This is a genomic window from Vibrio sp. 16 (assembly GCF_963681195.1).
Lineage (GTDB): Bacteria > Pseudomonadota > Gammaproteobacteria > Enterobacterales > Vibrionaceae > Vibrio > Vibrio sinaloensis_D.
Window position 1 is genome coordinate 2089712 of the sequence record NZ_OY808997.1, and the last position, 19646, is coordinate 2109357.

Below are 19646 nucleotides of genomic sequence, written 5' to 3' on the forward strand. Positions count from 1 at the left end.
TTCCTATTCCAAGGATTCTCGTAATTTTTCGGGTAACGCAAACTCGCCTTTGCTACGCGAAAGCTCTTTCACCACTGGCGAATCTAACGGCCCTTTAACTTCGTAGTTCACTTGGGTGAATACCTCGACCACCGGTGAAATAACCGTAGTTATCGCCAGCACATACAGTGCTGTTTGCGGGGTGACTGCAAAGGCGGTAAGTACGGGGATCCCTGATGTGATATCTGGAACGAAGTTGACTTCAGCATCAACGGTTTGACTGTTTAAGTTGGCAAGACCACGAATCGTCATCTCCCCCGCCACCGCATCCATTTTGATGTCATTTGTTAGGAAAACCCCATTTTTAATCTGCCCACTACCCGTAATCGAGTTAAACGCCATACCGTTGTCAAAAACGTCGGTAAAATCGAGTTGCATCTTTCGAATGATCGAATCGAGGCTGAACAATCCAAGTAATCTTGCCGCCCCACTCACATCGGAGATCATCCCTTTACCCAGTCGCGTGTTCACATCGCCTTGGAGAGATTCCACTTTCATCGACCATGGCGCCCCATCCCACTCGACGTTCGAACTGATGTCGAATGGTGCGCGCTGAATACCAGAAGAGACACCAAAGCGTTCCATCACATCGCTGTTGTTCTCGCCCGATATTTGAATATTTAACTGCGTATGACTGCGAGTGTCATCGAGCGTCCAACGACCGCTCATTTCCGCTTTGTTCGTCCCACTCTCAAAAGAGAGCTTTTTCCATTCGATCGAATCGCCTTGGCGCTGAACATCCATATGGGTTTTGCCCACTTTATACCCTTGCAACCAAAAGTCATCGATGGTCAATGTAATATTAGGCAAGAGTTCATGGAAACTCCGGTCAAACTCACTGATTAATGGTAGATCTTTTGCTTCAGGTTGAAACAACGATTTGTCTTTGTACTCGGTATCCAAGGCCGGAATGTAAAGATGCAGTCGATCAAGTGCGACGGAAAGATCATAAGGCGCTAAGTAGCTTGCCTCACCGGATGCCTCTTGGCATTCAAGGTTCATGTACCAGCCAAGTCCCTTTTTCTTTGCAGAGAAATCGACGTCGTTCCACTCAATGCCCGCCAAGGTCATCTCTTTGGTATTTATCTCAATACGCTGCGGCTTTGGAATTTCAGGCGTGTTCATGTCGCTGATTGCCGATTGAGCGACAGGCTCAGGCGTGTTCATAAACTCAATCCAACCGTCGAGATCGAAGTGATTGGTCCTAACTTGAGCATGGTGACCCGCAACAGGGCTGATTTTAAAACTCCCCTTACCAAGCACCAAGTTGGTCGCTCTTAAGACCGGAGTGTCAGGGCGAATATCAATCTCAGCTTGATACTTTAAGTTAGGCAATTGTAGGCGCGCGGTAATGCTTTCTTGGTTACCCGATGCCTGCAACCTAGCTTTGCCTGACTGTTGAGTCGGCTTGTTAAGTGGGTATGGGTAATCACTAGCAATCCAACGTAAATCCGCCGTTGTGTCAATTTGGTAGGTAAAGCCGACGTCATTGAGCTGGATGTCAACACCCATTCGCCACGGCGCGTGACCTTGTAAAGGATCGGTCCATTTTCTACCAATGTAGGGGCCAATCGGTTTGATGTCCCAATCGCCTACCACATCAATATCGACACCATAACCTTGAGCGACATTTTCACCGCTAAAGTCGATGGCAATGTCTTGATCGAGCAGTTGTGCAGAGAGGCCAGCCGCTTTTACCACATCATTATCAAACTCGATACGTCCAGTCACATTTGAAAGGCTCATTGGCGGGGCGTCTATTTCAACATGATTACCAGCAAGATCGGCGTAACCCCATGCTCGTGCATCTAGGTCGGTGTCAAACGGGATATTAAGCTGAAAGCTCGATGTGACTGGACCTTGAACTTGAATCGCGGTTAGCGCAGCACCCACCGAGTCAACCAATGGAGTAGTGTTCATATAGTCACGAACGGCGTTACCCTGAGCAACAGCACTCGCTTCAATTTCAATGTGCCCGCCCTCGGCTAACTCTGGAATGCGACCGGTAATTCGACTCGCTTTCACATCTTGAAGCGTTGCGCTGCTTGAATCCAAATACATCGCGTCATTTTGGAAAAGGAGGTCCAATTGCAAGTCAGTGATCGGCGGCCAAGCCGTGTCAAAACTGAACTTCGCGTCTTTTAACCCAACCCAAGCTTGGAACATACCGTCATTGTTTTTATAGGGGAAATTCGCCAGCTCGCCATACCAAAGCAACTTGGCGGTATCCACTTTACCCGCTTGGATTGCAGTCGAAAGGTAGTCAGTGAGATCTTGTCCTAACGCCAACGTCGGCAGGTAACGCCAAGTCTCTCCCGCATTGTAAAGATCGGCTTCAGCGTAAAATGAAAGAAATGGACTGCGCTCTTTAGGAAAGTCGAGTCGAAACGCGCCCAAGACCTGCAAATCGGGTGTGGCTGCGGTGACTTTATCTGCCCACAAGCGCCAGCCTGAATCGTCTTGTTGCCAAACGATATCCACTTCGCCCTGCTTAATATTCAGCGGCGCTTGAAAGACGTCACCGTATGGTAAGGTGTCGTCAATCAAATTTAACTTCGCACGCGCTTGATTAAGATTTCCGCTCACGGAAGCTGAGAGATGATGCAAGCCTGGTAGCAGGTCCCACTGAGACATCGAGCCATTGGACAGTTCCGCCGAGTATTTGAGGCTATCGAGATCTGCGCCCATTGAAATACGCACATCTTCAATCAGCCCGCCAATAGCCAAGGTTTCTAACAGTTTGGTCGTTTGAACAGATTCTGGCGCAAGCTTGACGAACGGCGTGATCGCGGCGATATCCAACTGTGAAATGTTTAATCGCCACTGCTGCGGCTGCCAATCGAACGCCATGTCTAGTTCTGGCCATGGAATATCGTCGGTGCGAAGCTCTAGTGAGTGAGCATTTACTTGCCAACCTTCATTTGTCGGTTCTAGCTCAAACACGCCCGATTCAATCATCAAATCATGGCGCTGACCTTCTTGCCAAATCAGCTCTGACGCTTCTAGTTCTAGATAAGCTCCAACGGGTTTGGAGTGTCGTAACGTGAGCCAGCTATTGAAACTCAGCTGGCCTTTTTCGATCCCGGTTTCTGTCTTCAGGTATTTGGTCAACCAAGGCGTAACCAAGACATTTTGCGCCGATAAATAAAACTCTCCACTTAAATCACTGAGCGATCCATAGTCGACGAAATTGGCTTTGACTTTGGCTGAGTTAATACTGCTATCAGCAAAGCTCACTTCACCATCAGCAAGGTGATGACGGCCATTATTTTGCCAACGTAGCTTAGCGATCTCTAACTGACGCTCTGAGCCATCAACTCCTTGAAAGAGAATGCTCGAATCAAGCAGAGAAAAATCATCCATTTGCCTTAGCAGCAATGAATCGAGCTGCTCAACCACATTCTTTTGTGACCCTTTCGGTTCTAGAACCGTTTTGTCGTCGTCATTTTTTACCGTTTCAATTGAGGTGATATCGAGGACAAGTTGATGGATGATCAGATCGGCAACAACAGGTTGGCGCCGAACGAGAGACTGGAAAAGGTCTAATTCCACTTCAACCCGATTGGCACTAAAGGCAATCCCGCTGCTTTTTGGGGTGTGCACTTCTACGCCTTGCAACGAAATAGAAGGGTGCGTATTGCGCCAAAAACCATTGATTTCAGCAATTTCGAGATCAAACCCCGTACTGTCGCTGACCCAGTTTTTTATCGGTTCTTGGAAATGGTTAAGTTGAGGTAACGTAATACGCAAAGCCGTCACCGTGATAGCGAGTAACACTAGCACTGTGACGACTACCCATAATACAAACCTTGCTAAACGCGTTGTTGCTGAGCTCACATACAACCTTTACATCATAACGACGTCAAACTGCTCTTGAATATACAAAGGCTCAGCTTGAATCTTAACTTGCTTACCAATAAATACTTCCAGCTCAGCAAGAGCATGTGACTCTTCGCCATGGAGAGTATCCGCAACAGCCGGGGAAGCGTATACAACAAATTTATCTGCGTCGTAGGCTCGGTTCACTCGAGTGATTTCACGTAGAATTTCGTAGCAAACCGTCTCTACCGTCTTCACGCTTCCACGCCCTTCACAAGTTGGACACGTAGAACAAAGGATATGTTCAATACTTTCACGTGTGCGCTTGCGCGTCATCTCGACGAGACCAAGCTGAGTAAAACCGTTAATATTGGTTTTGACGCGGTCTTTATCTAATGCAGCTTCTAATGAAGTAAGTACACGCTTACGGTGTTCATCTGAGGCCATATCAATAAAGTCGATGATGATGATGCCGCCAAGGTTGCGCAAACGTAGTTGGCGAGCGATTGCCTGAGTGGCTTCGACATTAGTGTTAAAGATGGTCTCTTCTAAATTACGACGGCCAACAAAAGCCCCAGTGTTGATATCAACCGTGGTCATCGCTTCGGTCTGATCGATAATCAGATAGCCTCCCGACTTGAGCTCCACTTTGCGATCAAGAGAACGCTGGATCTCATTTTCGGTATCGTACATATCGAAGATAGGCTTATCCCCTTCGTACAGCTCCAGCTTTTCTGTCAGCTCAGGAACGTATTCGGAGGTGAACTCTTTTAGATTCTCGAACTCTTGGCGCGAATCGACCAAAATTTTGGTTAATTCGGTACCAACGAAATCGCGCAAGATACGTTGTGATAAACCAAGCTCTCCGTACAAGGTTGAGCGGTTTTTATACTTAGCTTTCCGCTCCATCACTTTCGACCACAAGCGCTTTAAGAAAGCGGCATCTTGAGAGAGCTCTTTATCTAACGCGCCTTCTGCCGCGGTACGAATGATAAAGCCGCCATTTTCATCGCAGTAATGACCCACCACCTTCTTTAAGCGATGACGCTCATCTTCACTTTCAATTCGCTGTGATACCCCGACGTGGCTGGCTCCCGGCATAAACACCAAATAGCGGGAAGGTAGGGTAATATCGGTCGTTAAACGCGCGCCTTTGGTGCCGAGCGGATCTTTGACAACTTGGACAACGATGTCCTGCCCTTGGCGAACAAGCTCAGAAATATCGCGGACTTGAAACTGCTGCTTTTCGTTTTCCGCGACGCACTCGGTGTGCGGGACAATATCGGACGCGTGCAAAAACGCCGCTTTCTCTAGACCAATATCGACAAACGCCGCTTGCATTCCGGGCAATACCCGACTCACTTTACCTTTGTAAATGTTTCCAACAATGCCACGTTTGGCTTCACGTTCAACATGGATTTCTTGTAGGGTTCCCCCTTCAATCATGGCCACGCGAGTCTCACTCGGGGTCACGTTGATCAGCAACTCTGCACTCATGAGCGCACCTCAATGTAAATTATAAAAATTTTTGCAGTAGCTGGTCAGTTTCAAATAATGGAAGCCCTACCACAGCGTGGTAACTGCCTTCGATACGGGTAACAAAACGCCCACCAATTCCTTGAATTCCATAACTGCCAGCTTTGTCGCACGGCTCACCTGTTTGCCAATATTGTTCTATTTCGTTCTCTGACAGGGTTTTGAACCATACGTCGGTCGATACAACGACCGTTTCTTGTTGTTCTTGACTCACGACGCTGACTGCGGTCATCACTTGATGCTCTCGGCCAGACAGCATCATCAGCATCTGTTTGGCATCTGCTAAGTTTAGAGGCTTTTCCAAGACTTTTTCGTCGCAGACAACGATCGTATCCGATCCCAGCACCACTGCATCAGGGTGAAGCGTTAATGCCGCCATCGCTTTGTCTTTTGAAAGTCGCGCAACGTATTGCTGCGCGGTTTCACTCTCTTGCTGTGACTCTTCGACGTTAGTCACCACAATGGTAAAGGGGTAACCCAGTTGCCCTAATAGTTCTTTGCGACGCGGAGAACCTGACGCCAAAATAAGTGATTTATTCATCGCTACCTTACATGCCAATGACGGCGAACACGACGCATCAGTAAGAACATCCACGGCCACAAAATGCAGTTAATCAAGCCACTCCATAAAGACACTGGATTGAAGGTAACATCTTGAATTAAGTATTCACCAAAGAAAATTAACACGTCGAGCAGCATGGAAAAGAGACCAATTAAGATCGCTTGCTGCCACAAAGCCATGTTTCGAATAACCAAAAAATTCAATGCGACTAGGTAGATAACGACCGACATCATCATACCTCGAATGCCTAATGTGGAACCAAGCAAAAGATCCCAAAGCAATCCGAGAATCAAGGCGCTACCGACATTTACTCGATGAGGTAGCGCCAGTACCCAGTAGCAAGTCACGAGCAATAACCAAGATGGACGAATCAGATCTAACGTTCCTGGCCACGGGATAGTTTGCAAGGTCAGCGCAATCAGGAACGAACAGAGAATAACCAAGCGTCCTTTAAAGATACTATTCGCCATCCGAGACTACCTCTTGCATGTTTTCCGGCGCAGCCTGTTGAATTTTTTCCTGACGCAAATCACTTGGCCAAATCAGAAGCAAGTAACGTAAACGTTCAAAATCAACCACGGGCTCCGCTTCAATCAGGGCAAACTCACGAGCGTTGTCGCGCTCAACATTAGCCACATGGGCAACGGGATAACCTTCAGGGTACACCCCTCCCAAACCAGAGGTCAGGAGCAGATCGCCTTCTTGAATATCCAAACTGATCGGAATGTGATCCAAGTTAATACGCTCCATATTGCCACTACCGGAAGCGATCACTCGGATATCATTGCGGATCACCTGTACAGGGATCGCGCTCAAACTGTCGGTCAGTAGTAACACGCGGCTGTTGTGGGCAGAGACAAAGGTCACTTGTCCAACAATACCTTTTTCATTGGCCACTGGTTGGCCAACGTAAACACCATCAATCTGACCTTTATCGATCACGACTTGATGGCGATAAGGGGAAGTATCAACGGCCATCACTTCGGTCACCACCTTGCGTTCGTCACGAACAAAAGAGGAACCTAGCAGCTTTCTAAGACGTTGATTTTCTTCTCGATATTGATCAAGAAGAAGGAGATCATTTTTGAGGCGCAATACTTCTCGTTTTAGCGTGAGATTACTTTCTACAAAGTTTTGGCGAACATTGAATCGCTCGTAAACGCCGTCAAACATCACACGAGGGACATCAGCTAAATACTGAATCGGCGCAACCATGCTATTAAGAAAGTAGCGTACTTGAGCAAACGCACCTAAACGACTATCAGCCAGCATAAGGCTGGCTGATAAAACAACGGCAAAAAACAGACGTAATTGAAGTGAAGGTCCTCGGCCAAAAATAGGCTTCATTGAATATGAGTTCCTTATTTCTATGACCCTAGCTTGTCACTAGGTACTACGATTATTCTTCGCTAAATAGATCGCCACCATGCATGTCGATCATTTCTAAAGCTTTACCACCACCACGAGCGACACAGGTAAGTGGATCTTCAGCAATCACAACTGGAATGCCGGTTTCTTCAGTCAGTAAACGGTCTAGATCTTTTAGTAGTGCACCACCACCAGTCAACACCATACCATTTTCTGAAATATCAGATGCAAGTTCAGGTGGACATTGCTCTAGAGCAACCATAACCGCAGAGACAATACCGGTTAAAGGCTCTTGTAGTGCTTCAAGAATTTCATTCGAGTTCAGGCTAAAGCTACGTGGCACACCTTCTGCTAGGTTGCGACCACGAACTTCGATCTCTTCAACTTCATCACCAGGGTACGCAGAACCGATTTCGTGTTTGATCTTCTCGGCTGTCGCTTCACCAATCAAGCTGCCGTAGTTACGACGAACGTAGTTGATGATCGCTTCATCAAAACGGTCACCACCGATACGAACTGATGACGAGTAAACCACACCGTTTAGTGAGATTACCGCAACCTCTGTCGTACCGCCGCCGATATCGACAACCATTGAACCTGTTGGTTCAGATACGCGCAGGCCAGCACCAATTGCAGCCGCCATTGGCTCATCAATCAAGTACACTTCACGCGCGCCCGCACCGAGTGCGGATTCACGGATTGCACGGCGTTCAACTTGAGTCGAACCACAAGGCACACACACCAGTACGCGTGGGCTTGGTTTTAGCACGCTGTTATCGTGTACCTGTTTAATGAAATGCTGCAGCATTTTTTCTGTCACGTAGAAGTCAGCGATTACGCCATCTTTCATTGGACGGATAGCAGAAATGTTACCTGGTGTTCGGCCTAGCATTTGTTTTGCTGCATGACCTACCGCAGCAACGCTTTTACCCGCACGGTTGCGGTCTTGGCGGATGGCAACCACTGAAGGCTCGTCAAGAACAATGCCCTGTCCTTTAACGTAGATAAGAGTATTGGCAGTACCTAAATCGATAGATAGGTCATTTGAAAATATGCCACGAAGTTTTTTGAACATATTCTTCGCTCGTCCTGAAAGAATTATAAGATAGAAAATTGCACTAAATGTACCAATGCCTTGCCACTACAGCAAGGCATTGAAGCGTAAACATGGGCTGAAACCCGCAATTTCTAACAGATTCCTAACGATAGGCAGATAAATGACAAAATTTACTGTCCGAATAACCCAGGCTCGCCACGGAAGATCACTCGATCATTGCCACGGAAAATACCAAAAGTGATTACCGCTGGGGGATCTTCATCACCATTGTTGCGCCAATTAAAACGTAACCAGCTCTGATCGTCGATAATGCCATCACTATTACATTGAATCACTTCCTCAGCCGGTAAAGCACTTGGTGGAGTTGAGTTAACACGCAACCAAACTCGAACCTGTTCCCTCAAGTCAACCGTCGAGTTATTGTGGTTTACCGCTAAATCACGAGAAAGACCTGTACCCACACTCCCAGATCCCGTCAGGGAAGCTCCACTTATCGCAGCCCCATCGCTACGCCAAATCACTTGACGGCAAAAGTCATCGGAATCGAATTGGCTGCCGTTATCATCGGCATTGATAATAAATCGCGTCTGATCCCAATACTCCATTCTCAGTGGAATAGCTAAACCTGATTGCCCGGTAATCGTGCCACCACCGGTGAGGTGCATTCGGCCATATCGAAAAACAGGCTGTAAAGGGAAGGCAACTTCATTGACAAAAGTGTTCACACCTCCAAGCGACTCTTTAAACTGAACACCATCAACCGCATCACTAATCTCTAAACCAAATTCAGAGTTGGACGGTGTATAGGGCCCGTCGGGCTGTGTGGTGTAGTTACCGGAAGAGTGCGTAATGGTTTGTTTTTCGAAACTAAAGTCATTGAACTCCAATTCAAGCTTCGCTGTATCGACGCTACCGTTTTTTGCCAGTTGCCAATATGATCGCTCCCCCCACACGCCACCGTTCCAATTGGTAGTCGCTATAACTCGTCCATTCAAAGACGTGCCATCATTCTGTCGCGCAAGATAGGTAAAATCTGAAATGAGAGCATCGCTGAACAAACCATAATTTGAAGTTGGATTATCACTGACATTTTGAGCTTCGACGGTGAAAGCGTGCCCTATCGGTTGGCTCATGTAAGCAAAGCCATTGTGTCCCGATGCGTATCGCCATTGCTGCGTAATCGACTGTATTGAAAAGTGCGCAGGATAAAAACGACCTATCGCTTGCATATCTTGGTCGAGAGCCATCCCCAAATATGTCGCACTCGTAGCGAACTGCAAGGTGCCGACTTCGTCCCAACTATGAACAACCTCTTTAGTTGAAGATGTCGGTTCAAAACCGCTAACAGTCGCAGGAGCGGGAGAACCTAAACGTCCCCCGCTTGGATAAAGAAGAGTATAAGCTACATTCAGGGGGCCACTGTCTTTGGCATAGTTCTGAGTGATCGCCAATGCACATTCATCACTGCTGGTGCCGCTAAACACCACAGGACGATACGTCACATCAAAATCCAGCCCTGAATTCAAGAATCCGGGACTTCCTGTCGTTGTGGCGGGGTTTGTATTTCCAATATTGCTACTTTGGTGAATATCACACAACGCAATTTTCCAAGGTCGCACATTTAGGGTGAAACGGCCTGTTAATTCAGCGTTGCCTTCAATCGGACACCCCGACAACCCCGTGCAGTCAAAACGGTCATCAGTCAAGGTGACGGTAAAAACGCCAGACTCATTAATCGTTAGATCGTCTGTTGTTCGACCATTGTCTGAAGCAGAAAACTGCGGAGAAAAAGTCAGATTCCCGTTGATGCCCCCCTGCGCTAGAGCCGGTGTCACTATCGCGTGTGTGACCGTCGGAGTACCGGTATAGCTCTGCGCGACAACTGGGTTGTTGTTTTCGTCACAAGCCAATACTTGACTGCTAACACTTTGTGCTTTTCCAGCGACAGCATCTACATCATCAATCGAAAACTTAAACGGAACAAACTTGTAAGTCGTTGTTTGCGTCTTTGTACTATCTAATGCCATTTCCACGCGCAAGCGATATGAAGTATTCAGTAACGTTGCTGATGGATCTGTCGAGGAAATCGCAAGGTTCAACTGACCATTCGCATTGGTTGTAAATTGACTACCTGAGCCACTGCCAACTCCCCCCTCGACCGAAGCCTGAAGAAACGACGCATCACCGAACGACGTTCTATACAGCTGAATATTAACTTCTGTGGAAATGGGTGAACCGTTGTTTGTGGTCGTCACCGAAAACTGAGGAAAGTCTGTTCCACACATCAAACCAATATCGGTAGGTGGTGTTACCGACACCTGATAATCATTAGTTGGTGCTGAACATTGCCGTGGAGGCTTAAGATCCATACGGATATTGTTGTTGTTAGTACGGACGGTTTGAGAAGAGATTGATCCCTCAAAGTTCAGATCATTTCCTGAGTAAGTAAAACCATCCGCCGACTCGATATAGAGCAACGCCTTCATTCTTAAGTTTTGTCTCACCGCCTGAATTTGCGAGATACTTCCGTGCCCAATCAGAACAAGATCTTCGTAATCTCCAGTCCAGTTGAGATCTACGGAGTTACCATTCACGTTGAGTCGACGATAATGTATGAAAACTTGACCATTAGTAACAAGATCTGCGCCATTAGCGAAGTTTAAGGTATCAACCCAGTACACCCCCGCAGACAATGTCAAACGACGATTGTTATTGATTAGGAGCGATTGGTAGGTGCCAGGAGAGGCTGAGCAGTTATTTGAATTACAGTTAATAGTTGCCGTTCCCGATTGAAATGGAGGCAAAGTCGGAGGAAAGTCTGGATATGTCACCGACGCATCAAAAATACAGCGCTCTAGAGTACTACCATCATATATGCAGCCGCTGTTTCTTCCTGATAATGAGACTGAGGTAAACGAAAGTGGAGATCGATCTGGTAGATAGACTTCGCTGTTATTACCACTAAGAGAGAAAAGACCTGACGCTGGAAACCCATTTACATAGTAATTGTTCTGTGCCGAGCTAGGAAAGTACTCACATAAGTCAACCGTTGGGGAACCGTAGACAAAATAACCGATCGACTCTGACACGGGGTGACTGCGATTAGTCGCATCCTCTTCTAACGTGAAAGTGAAATGATCATCTGCAGAAAGATCACACGCTCTTAGCCAGCCGCCATCTCCCCCATTACGGGTCTGCTTCTTGGCAACGATCCCATAATTGGTATAGCTTCGGGGCAAATCGGCTCTATTGTTATTACATGATGCTCGCAACCCATTGGTTCCATTGCCTTGATTATATTGACGACTAGGTAAAACAAAAGAAAAATCAATACCTTCAGCCGTTACACCAGAAAATGGAGGCGCGGCTAAATAACCAAATGTCCGAGTTCTTATACTACTATTCGGCAATGGCTGACGACCAAATTCAAGCGCGTAACGAAAACTGGTGCTACTCACATTATCGACGGTTGAATTTACCCAGAACGTTCTTCCAGCATTCGGTTGTATTTGAGAGAAAACGATCGGGGTTTGACCATTAAAACTGGTGCTAAAAGTACGAGTGTGCCAACTTTCACCAGTTCTATTTCCCTGTCTTTGATAGCGCGAAGCATTCAACTTACCAACTTCAACACGCATAGTCGGCTGGCTTGGGTCTGGCGCCCATACACCCGGTTCAGCAACAAAGTAATATATAGGGTCCATCGTCAAATTAGTGCCACTAAAAACATTGTCCTGCCGTATTTGAGCTTGCGTTGTTGTCACACTTTCGACAACAGCCAAAGCAGGATTGTCGTTTGCCAAGTTATTTTGCTTGATTGAAGACATGAGGAAAACGACGGGCGGCTCAGAGTAGCTTTTGGTAAATCTAATTTCGCACGAACTGCTCTGGCAGTTTTGCCCAGTTATCACACCAAACTCAAACTGAGCAAAAGCCGCTGAACTCATGAGAGCGCAGCCAATTAACAGCCAATGGATAATTCTAATGATCATGGTTCAGCCCTTAGCCACACTTCCTGACGACGCTGCATCAGGTTAATTCCGGTCCCACATTCTGCGCTAGATGACAGTACATACATTTGTTGGCCATCGGCCAATACCCCACCACGTGCCGAACAACTGATTTCAACAGCCGCACAATTCACCCTAGATGGAACTATAACCACAGTGCCATCCGCAGCGTTACAGGCACTTGACACGTCAAACGAGTCAGTTAGAGCACCTCTTGGCGGATAAATGTCCCGGAGAACGCGTTCATTTGCTGAAAACGCGAGAAGGGAAGCTTGCAGCCCAATGATATCTTTTGTATGCGTATCACTGTTTGACCACTCAATACGACTCAGGCTGGTTGCGAGAAAACCCATCACAACCAACACAAAAACAACAACGATGTAAAGGCTCCCTCTCTGGTTATTTTTATGGCACATTCAACACCTGTATGTCTTGGCGATAATTGGTCGACTCATCGCCTTCTTGATTGGTAAAGTTAAGATTAATATGCACGACCCCATTGTGCTGAACAGTCGCGGGCATGTAGTTAAGGCTGCCTCTCACTCCACCATCAGAGATTGGAACTACGTTGACACGGTTAACTAAACGTTGCACCCGTTGATTAATAAGGCAATAGCTCACTTCACCACTCGGGTCATAAATGTAATGCCGATTGGAAACAGACTGACTTACAAGATCGTTAGCAACGCCAGTTAACGTAAAAACATCATTAGCACTAGATACTGAGTTCAGCGGGAACACATTGTTCGTTGGCTGTGATTGTGTTGGGTTAACCACCAGCCTTAGCGAGTCAATGTCCGTCGTTGTTACCCCTTCACTGCCGACAACAAATTGAAGGTCTGCACCTGACACTGCATAGAATCCAGACGTTACAATAGGGAAGAATGAAATACAGTCTGTAGCCCCCAAAAAAACCAGATCATTACTAAACATGTTGGGAACAGCATGGCGTATTTCACGATTCATTTTTTCTAATACAAACTTCGCTTGAGTCTGCATGCGTTGACGGTCAATTGTGTCACTGTACCCACGAGCCCCCAAGTCAACAAACCCTGCGATACCTAATACCAAGATACTCCCGACGATCAACGTCAACACCATCTCAATAAGAGTGAAGCCATGTCTTCGCATCAATAATTACCTCTGTAGGCATGGAGTTCTATTGGGGCTTGGTTTAGTGCAGAAATCGTCAACTCAACACGCTTGAGCAAATCCAGCTCTTGGTAACTAACCGCAATGTCTACACGAAAATTGGCATAAGTTGTATTACCTAGTCCATCACCAAGCAAGATATTGAGGTCTTTGCAGCCATTGGCACCATTGGGCTCCCAGCAACCGATATAATCATCCACATCATTATATTCTGCGATACCTTCACCATCATCCCCCAGCTGATTAATTGAGGGGTTTACATCAGTCTCTTCAGAACAAAACTCGTGGGCCGTACCTATAGCAGCCCCCTCACCACAACGAAGACCTGCACCGCTGAAATCACCATACTGGTCAAAGCCACGCGCCAACACAGTAGACATAATGCTTTGCCCAAGTGCCGCTGCGCGAGCTTGATAATGTGGATTCGCTGAACGCGTAATTTGTGGAACTAGAAATTGGGTAATAGTCACCATAGCTAATCCCATCACCACAATCACAATGACACTTTCAATCAGTGTAAAGCCTCGAGTCGAGCTCATGAGCACCCTCCAGAGAACACATAACCCTGAGAGTTTAGATTGACGACACAGTTCTGGCTGGCTGACCGAACGCGAATTGCAGTCCCTGCAATTGAAGCACCAATAGGATTACCCAACAGGTCAAATTCGATTGGAGAGACCGAAGTAGAAAAAGAAACAACGTCTGAGCTAACCCAGTCACTGCGTGCTTCGTCTCGAGTAGTACAAGCTGCTTGCGAGCCAACACAGTCACTTTCCACCACCAGGGTAAAATCATTTGTCGCAGTGGCGGAGCTTAGCTCAACGTTAGATTGCATACGGTTAAGTTGTACTTGCCGGACAACAGAAATTACTTGCTCCTGAAGCACCTGTGCAGCGACGCTTGCTCGACCAGAAAAGCGACTCGCGGCATAAGCGGAGATAATCGCAAGCAAAAGGATGACAACAATTAACTCAACCAAGGTAAAGCCTTGTGCCCGTCTAAGTTTCATAGAAACCCTAAGTAATGAAATTTACTGCTTTGATTATAAATGAGATTGCGTGCGTGAGAGGCAAATTTATGCAGTTTTGAGAACGATTTAGAAGATGAGAAAAGAAAAGGCCAGCAATGCTGGCCTTAAGTATCACTAACAACCAGTGTTAGTCACAGTAATAGTAGGAGCCCCCGCAGATGCGTTAGTTTCGTAGGAAACGAAGCATGTCGTATCACTGGCGCTACCGGAAAAGCTATAGTGAATCACAGGTGGTGTCGCTGTTGAACCAGAGCCCGAGACTGCAATCCAGTCTCCATCATTTGCACCTAGTCCATCTACCGCGTTGCCAATACCATCTGTGGTTGCAGCAGGGTAACCAAACACAAGAGCAACCCCCGACGCACTGGATGCAGCAGTTACCGCCGCTTGTGTTTCTACACCATCAATAGCTGCTCGGCCATAAACGATCCCAGCAGCGCCAGCCATCGCTCCTTTTAAACCTTGTAGCGAGGACTCGCGTGCATCTGACTGTAAGTTAAGGAATCGCGGTGCCGCAGTTACAGCCAAGATACCCAAAATAACAATTACCACCACGAGTTCAATCAGGGTGAAACCGCCTTGTCTTTTCATAGTTTCTGTCTCTCTATGTTGTTAGCGCAGATCTACTGCAGCGTTACGGTCACACGACCAGTCTCTATTTCATACACGAACTGATGCTCGGTGCCTCCCTCTTGCTGAATATAAGTGCAAGTTGAGGCGCCATTGTCAGCCTGTGCTGAATATTTTACGTTTGAGTTAGTTTTTGCATTCGCCACCGTGTCGACACTTGGTGGGTTTTGCAAAAGATTGTCCATCAAATCAATACAAGCCTGATCCGTTAAGCTTGTCGGGAACGACGTATCATCCTCATTCAGAGCAAAAGGGTAACCGTCGCGAAATCCTGTATCCGCTCCGCTGCTGTCTTTTGAGCGCGTTAACCAGAAATCAACGCCATCATAATCGACGGTATTGTACTTTTCTGTGCCGACAGTCCTTGAAGGACGAGCCAAGGCTTCCCACTGAGCTCGTGCTGACAGGACACCTGTAGCAAAGCCGCCCGCTACACCTTCAATGCTCGCTTTTTTAGCTTCATCAGTAACATCCAAAAACCGAGGTAATGCAGCAACCGCGAGTAAGCCCACCACAACAATCACAACCACAAGTTCGACTAACGAAAAGCCAGACTGTTTTCTAAACATATAAATTAATCCACGTATCAGTACTGTTTATTATACTGCCAAGCCACAATATCGCTATTGCTCTTGGGCAAAAAATCACTCTGCGACCAAAACAATTTTAGCAGAAAAATGCTTATAGTTCAGATCGATAACAACATGTCGATTCATGCCGTAATCATAATCACAACGATAATGAGAGCCGTCAGAATGATTATGAATATTGATAGGTAAACTCTCCAAAATCTGCTTATCCGGATAGAGTACCTTCAGCCAATAATCGCAATCAATGTCACCCGCCTCGTTGATAGGCAGCACCCAACCATTTTGCGAAAGAGTTAACAGCTCAGAGTCAATTTCGAGATGACTCGGTTGCTGTTGCAGTAACCACTTCTGCTTATAAAAGCTTGCTCTTTCAATGATTCGCTTGCTAGCGACTAAAAACGCACTGTCATTAGCCTCAATTTCCACTTTTTGAAAAGCTGACATAAAGCTCGCGGTTAACACCATAACTACGAGTAACCAAGCCGAGAAACGTATCCGCCTCAGCATCAGGATGGCGTTACCCTTTGATTGCATCCAACATTCCCCACATAGGTAGGAAAATACCCAGTGCGAGAATCAACACCATGCCTGCAACAACAAGTAGCAGTATCGGTTCAATTCGCGCCGTTAGGGTTTTAAGATCGTAATCCACCTCTCGGTCATAAAAGTCCGCTACTTCTAACAGTAGCTCATCAATACGCCCTGTCTCTTCCCCGACGGAAATCATTTGAATGACAAGAGGTGTAAAGATGCCACTGTTTATTGCCGTTGAGGAGATGGTTCCACCCGCTTCAATGGAAGATTTCATTTCAATCAAGCGGTTTTCAAGAAACTTATTCCCCAGCGCTTCAGCCGCCAGTGCTAGCGATTGGTTTAACGGAACACCCGCTTTTAACATCAGTGCAAATGTCCGAGAAAACCGCGATAATTGAGCTCGATTAACAAGGGGACCAACGATTGGCATTTTTAGGCGAAACTTGTCCCATTTTTCACGTCCATTGGCCGTTTTGACCCAAGCATTAAAGCCAAACAACACGCCCACTATCACCGCGATCATGACCAACCAGTAGTTGACGAAAAAATCTGACATAGTAATCAGAATCCGAGTAGGCAGAGGAAGGTCGACCCCAAAGCGGCTGAACATCGTTGAGAACTGGGGAATCACTTTCACGTTCAAAATGAACAACGCGATAACAATAAAGCTGATAACAAATGTTGGGTAACGCATCGCCGTTTTGATTCGTTTGCGCGTTTCTACCTCTTGTTCATAGTAATTAGCCAACTGCAACAGCGCCTGATCCAATCGACCCGTATTTTCACCAACGTTGATCATCGAGACAAAGAGCGGGCTGAAGACTTTCGAGTGCATCTGCATCGAACCTGCTAGGCTGCGGCCATTTGTGAGCTCCTGAGTCACTTCCTCAAGCGCGTGTTGAAGCTGTTTGTTTGAACAATTGGAACTTAGCCCTTTCATTGAACGCAATAAGGGGACGCCCGCTTTGGTCAAACTGTAGAGCTGACGACAAAAAATAACCAAGGCTTCAAGCGGAACCGCGGGCGTAAATAGCTGCTTGAGGTCAAACTCAAACGCAGATTTACCGCCTCCGAGCGTCAACTTGGTCGGAATGACGCCTTTGTTCATCAACTGTTCTGCAGCCGCTTCTTGATTAGCCGCTTCGATTTGTCCCGAAGCAGCAGAACCATCTAAGTTTCGACCTTGATACTGAAATAATGCCATGCCCGAACCTAGATATAGATCGCTTTTTCTACGCCTGATGAATCACCTTCACCTAGGCTCATTACCTCATCGAGGCTGACGACTCCGCTTATCGCAAGCTCCATCGCAGAAGCGAGTAACGGCTTGTATGACGCAGATTCACGAGCAACGCGGGCAAACCCCACAGCATCACTCGCACGAAGCATATCCATCATATCTTGCTCCAATTCAAGCATTTCAAAAACACCAACTCGGCCTCGATAACCAGTAAGGTTGCAGTTTTGGCACCCGCGGCCACGAGAGAATGATGTCTCTACTTGGTTGGGGAATCGCTGCGCAAGCCACTGCTTCCTTGCTTCATCAACGTGCTCTTCGGTTTTGCAGTCAGGACAAATCTTACGAACCAGACGCTGAGCCACGACCGCTCGCACTGCACTCGCAACCAAATAACCAGGCGCGCCCATATCCATCATCCTCAGCGCGCTATCGACCGCGTCATTGGTGTGCAGAGTGCTCAATACAAGGTGACCAGTTAATGCGGCTCGCAGTCCTATTTCGACGGTTTCTTGATCGCGCATCTCACCAATCAAAATAATGTCTGGGTCTTGGCGTAAAAAGGTTCTTAACACCGTAGAGAAGTCGAGGTCGATTTTAGGGTTAACTTGAACCTGATTGATACGAGGCAAGCGATACTCAACAGGGTCTTCTGCGGTAATGATTTTCTTCCCTGGTACATTAAGCTCACTGAGCGCCCCGTAAAGTGTCGTGGTTTTACCGGAACCAGTAGGGCCAGTGACGAGAATCATGCCATGAGGACGTTTCAATTGACGACGAAGACGCTCAAGTAGATGGGAAGGAATACCAGAGTCATCCAATTTACGTACGCCCGACGACTGATTTAGGAGACGCATTACCACCGATTCGCCGTACTGGACGGGCATCGTGGACATACGAATATCAACCGATTGACCCTTCGCCTTGATATTAAAACGACCATCTTGTGGTAAACGCTTCTCAGAAATATCGAGGTTAGCCATCAGCTTCAAACGCAGCACAAGGGCTGGTGCGATGTTGACCTCATTGAGCAAAGTCTCGTGTAACACACCATCAATCCGCTGCCTTAATCGCAATACATCAGCGTCTGGCTCGATATGAATATCGGATGCACCGATCTGGATAGCATCTTCAAATAGAGAGTTGATCAGTTTGACTACGGTAACTTCATCGCTGTCTTCACCTTCAATACTAAAATCAAAGGCTTCTGTGACCTGATGCTCCGCTTGAAGTTGCTCAGCAAAGGACGCGATCTCTTTCGTCCGACGATAATAGCGGTCAAACCCATCGACGAGCTGCTTTTCAGGTGCGATGACAAACTCAATACCATATTGAGGCAGTTGCCCCAACAAGGCTTCTTGAGCAAACAAGTCTGCCGGGTCACTCATCGCAATACGTAACGTATCTTGCTGGCGACCAATGACCAAAGCGCGCAGTCGACGTGCATGCACTTCTGGCAGTAACTGGACCGCCTCGACATCGACGTTTGCTCGACTCAAATCAATCAGAGGAATATCCAACTGTTGAGAGAGGAAAGTCAGCATTTGATGTTCGGTGAGGAACCCTAGCTCAATTAAAGCCGCGCCCAACTTTCTGCCCGTCGACTTTTGCGCAGCCAGTGCTTGTTCTACCTGCTGTTCGGAGATAATGCCTTCTTCAACCAGCAAATCACCAAGACGTTTTCGAAGTTTGATTTGCACTATTTTGACTCCCCTAACTGCTTGATCAAAGCCAAACGGTCATGAATAAATTGCTGCGACTGTCCCGACAAACCAAATCCAGCCAGCGCTTTGTTGTACGACTGCTGCGCTTGCTCAAATTCAAGTGCTCGCTCTTGCTGAATCGCCAAGCCTAACCACCAGCGACCACTTTCCGGTTCAATCTCTACTAGCTTTAGATAACTCGATAACGCCATCTCATTTTGATTGTTCTGCTGCGCGAGCACACCACGAAGAGAGAGATACTCAACACTTGCCTCTTCAGGTAGCGCCGACAAAGCCGTTAGAGCGGCTGCGTTTTGCTTCTCTTTCATTAACAGTTTTGCTAGCGCGAGTCGCAGCACGACACTCTCTTTGTCAAGGC

General features: G+C 47.1%; 17 protein-coding genes. All 17 read right to left on the reverse strand.

Annotated elements, in window-relative coordinates; genetic code table 11:
• Positions 1 to 3: 3 nt before the first annotated feature.
• Positions 4 to 3876 (reverse strand): YhdP family protein, encoded by a 3873-nt coding sequence (locus tag U9J37_RS09450; RefSeq protein ID WP_043887006.1) that lies wholly within the window; start codon positions 3874 to 3876, stop codon positions 4 to 6.
• Between the two features lie 9 nt (positions 3877 to 3885).
• Positions 3886 to 5355, reverse strand: a complete 1470-nt coding sequence (rng, locus tag U9J37_RS09455) for a ribonuclease G (RefSeq protein WP_005472701.1) — start codon at positions 5353 to 5355, stop codon at positions 3886 to 3888.
• Between the two features lie 19 nt (positions 5356 to 5374).
• Complete coding sequence (locus U9J37_RS09460; protein ID WP_005472703.1) at positions 5375 to 5935, reverse strand: Maf family protein; 561 nt, start codon at positions 5933 to 5935, stop codon at positions 5375 to 5377.
• A gap of 2 nt (positions 5936 to 5937) precedes the next feature.
• Entirely contained in the window at positions 5938 to 6426 is a 489-nt protein-coding gene (gene mreD, locus U9J37_RS09465; protein ID WP_005472647.1) for a rod shape-determining protein MreD, read from the reverse strand.
• A complete protein-coding gene (gene mreC, locus U9J37_RS09470; RefSeq protein ID WP_005472635.1) occupies positions 6416 to 7303 on the reverse strand; it encodes a rod shape-determining protein MreC in 888 nt (295 codons plus the stop codon). Before mreC ends, mreD begins: the two co-directional genes overlap by 11 nt.
• 52 nt (positions 7304 to 7355) lie before the next feature.
• The gene (locus U9J37_RS09475) at positions 7356 to 8399 is read right to left on the reverse strand and encodes a rod shape-determining protein (RefSeq protein WP_004747218.1); all 1044 of its coding nucleotides are present in this window, start codon (positions 8397 to 8399) and stop codon (positions 7356 to 7358) included.
• Between the two features lie 152 nt (positions 8400 to 8551).
• Positions 8552 to 12373, reverse strand: coding sequence for a DUF6701 domain-containing protein (locus U9J37_RS09480; protein WP_005472670.1), 3822 nt, complete (start codon positions 12371 to 12373; stop codon positions 8552 to 8554).
• A complete protein-coding gene (locus U9J37_RS09485; protein WP_043887012.1) occupies positions 12370 to 12807 on the reverse strand; it encodes a hypothetical protein in 438 nt (145 codons plus the stop codon). The genes U9J37_RS09480 and U9J37_RS09485 overlap by 4 nt, the downstream gene beginning before the upstream one ends.
• Positions 12797 to 13522: a PulJ/GspJ family protein gene (locus U9J37_RS09490; RefSeq protein WP_043887013.1), complete on the reverse strand. Its 726-nt coding sequence runs from the start codon at positions 13520 to 13522 to the stop codon at positions 12797 to 12799. The genes U9J37_RS09485 and U9J37_RS09490 overlap by 11 nt, the downstream gene beginning before the upstream one ends.
• The gene (locus U9J37_RS09495) at positions 13522 to 14082 is read right to left on the reverse strand and encodes a type IV pilus modification PilV family protein (protein WP_005472765.1); all 561 of its coding nucleotides are present in this window, start codon (positions 14080 to 14082) and stop codon (positions 13522 to 13524) included. Before U9J37_RS09495 ends, U9J37_RS09490 begins: the two co-directional genes overlap by 1 nt.
• Entirely contained in the window at positions 14079 to 14552 is a 474-nt protein-coding gene (locus U9J37_RS09500; protein WP_005472735.1) for a prepilin-type N-terminal cleavage/methylation domain-containing protein, read from the reverse strand. The genes U9J37_RS09495 and U9J37_RS09500 overlap by 4 nt, the downstream gene beginning before the upstream one ends.
• Positions 14553 to 14687: 135 nt before the next feature.
• Complete coding sequence (locus U9J37_RS09505; RefSeq protein WP_005472688.1) at positions 14688 to 15164, reverse strand: type II secretion system protein; 477 nt, start codon at positions 15162 to 15164, stop codon at positions 14688 to 14690.
• A 32-nt stretch (positions 15165 to 15196) separates the two neighbouring features.
• The gene (locus U9J37_RS09510; RefSeq protein WP_005472721.1) at positions 15197 to 15772 is read right to left on the reverse strand and encodes a prepilin-type N-terminal cleavage/methylation domain-containing protein; all 576 of its coding nucleotides are present in this window, start codon (positions 15770 to 15772) and stop codon (positions 15197 to 15199) included.
• Positions 15773 to 15847: 75 nt separating this feature from the next.
• Entirely contained in the window at positions 15848 to 16237 is a 390-nt protein-coding gene (locus U9J37_RS09515; RefSeq protein WP_223300415.1) for an MSHA biogenesis protein MshF, read from the reverse strand.
• A gap of 73 nt (positions 16238 to 16310) precedes the next feature.
• The gene (locus U9J37_RS09520; RefSeq protein WP_005472745.1) at positions 16311 to 17531 is read right to left on the reverse strand and encodes a type II secretion system F family protein; all 1221 of its coding nucleotides are present in this window, start codon (positions 17529 to 17531) and stop codon (positions 16311 to 16313) included.
• Positions 17532 to 17539: 8 nt separating this feature from the next.
• Entirely contained in the window at positions 17540 to 19264 is a 1725-nt protein-coding gene (locus U9J37_RS09525) for an MSHA fimbrial ATPase MshE (RefSeq protein ID WP_005472771.1), read from the reverse strand.
• Positions 19264 to 19626: a hypothetical protein gene (locus U9J37_RS09530; protein WP_322413805.1), complete on the reverse strand. Its 363-nt coding sequence runs from the start codon at positions 19624 to 19626 to the stop codon at positions 19264 to 19266. Before U9J37_RS09530 ends, U9J37_RS09525 begins: the two co-directional genes overlap by 1 nt.
• Positions 19627 to 19646 lie beyond the last annotated feature (20 nt).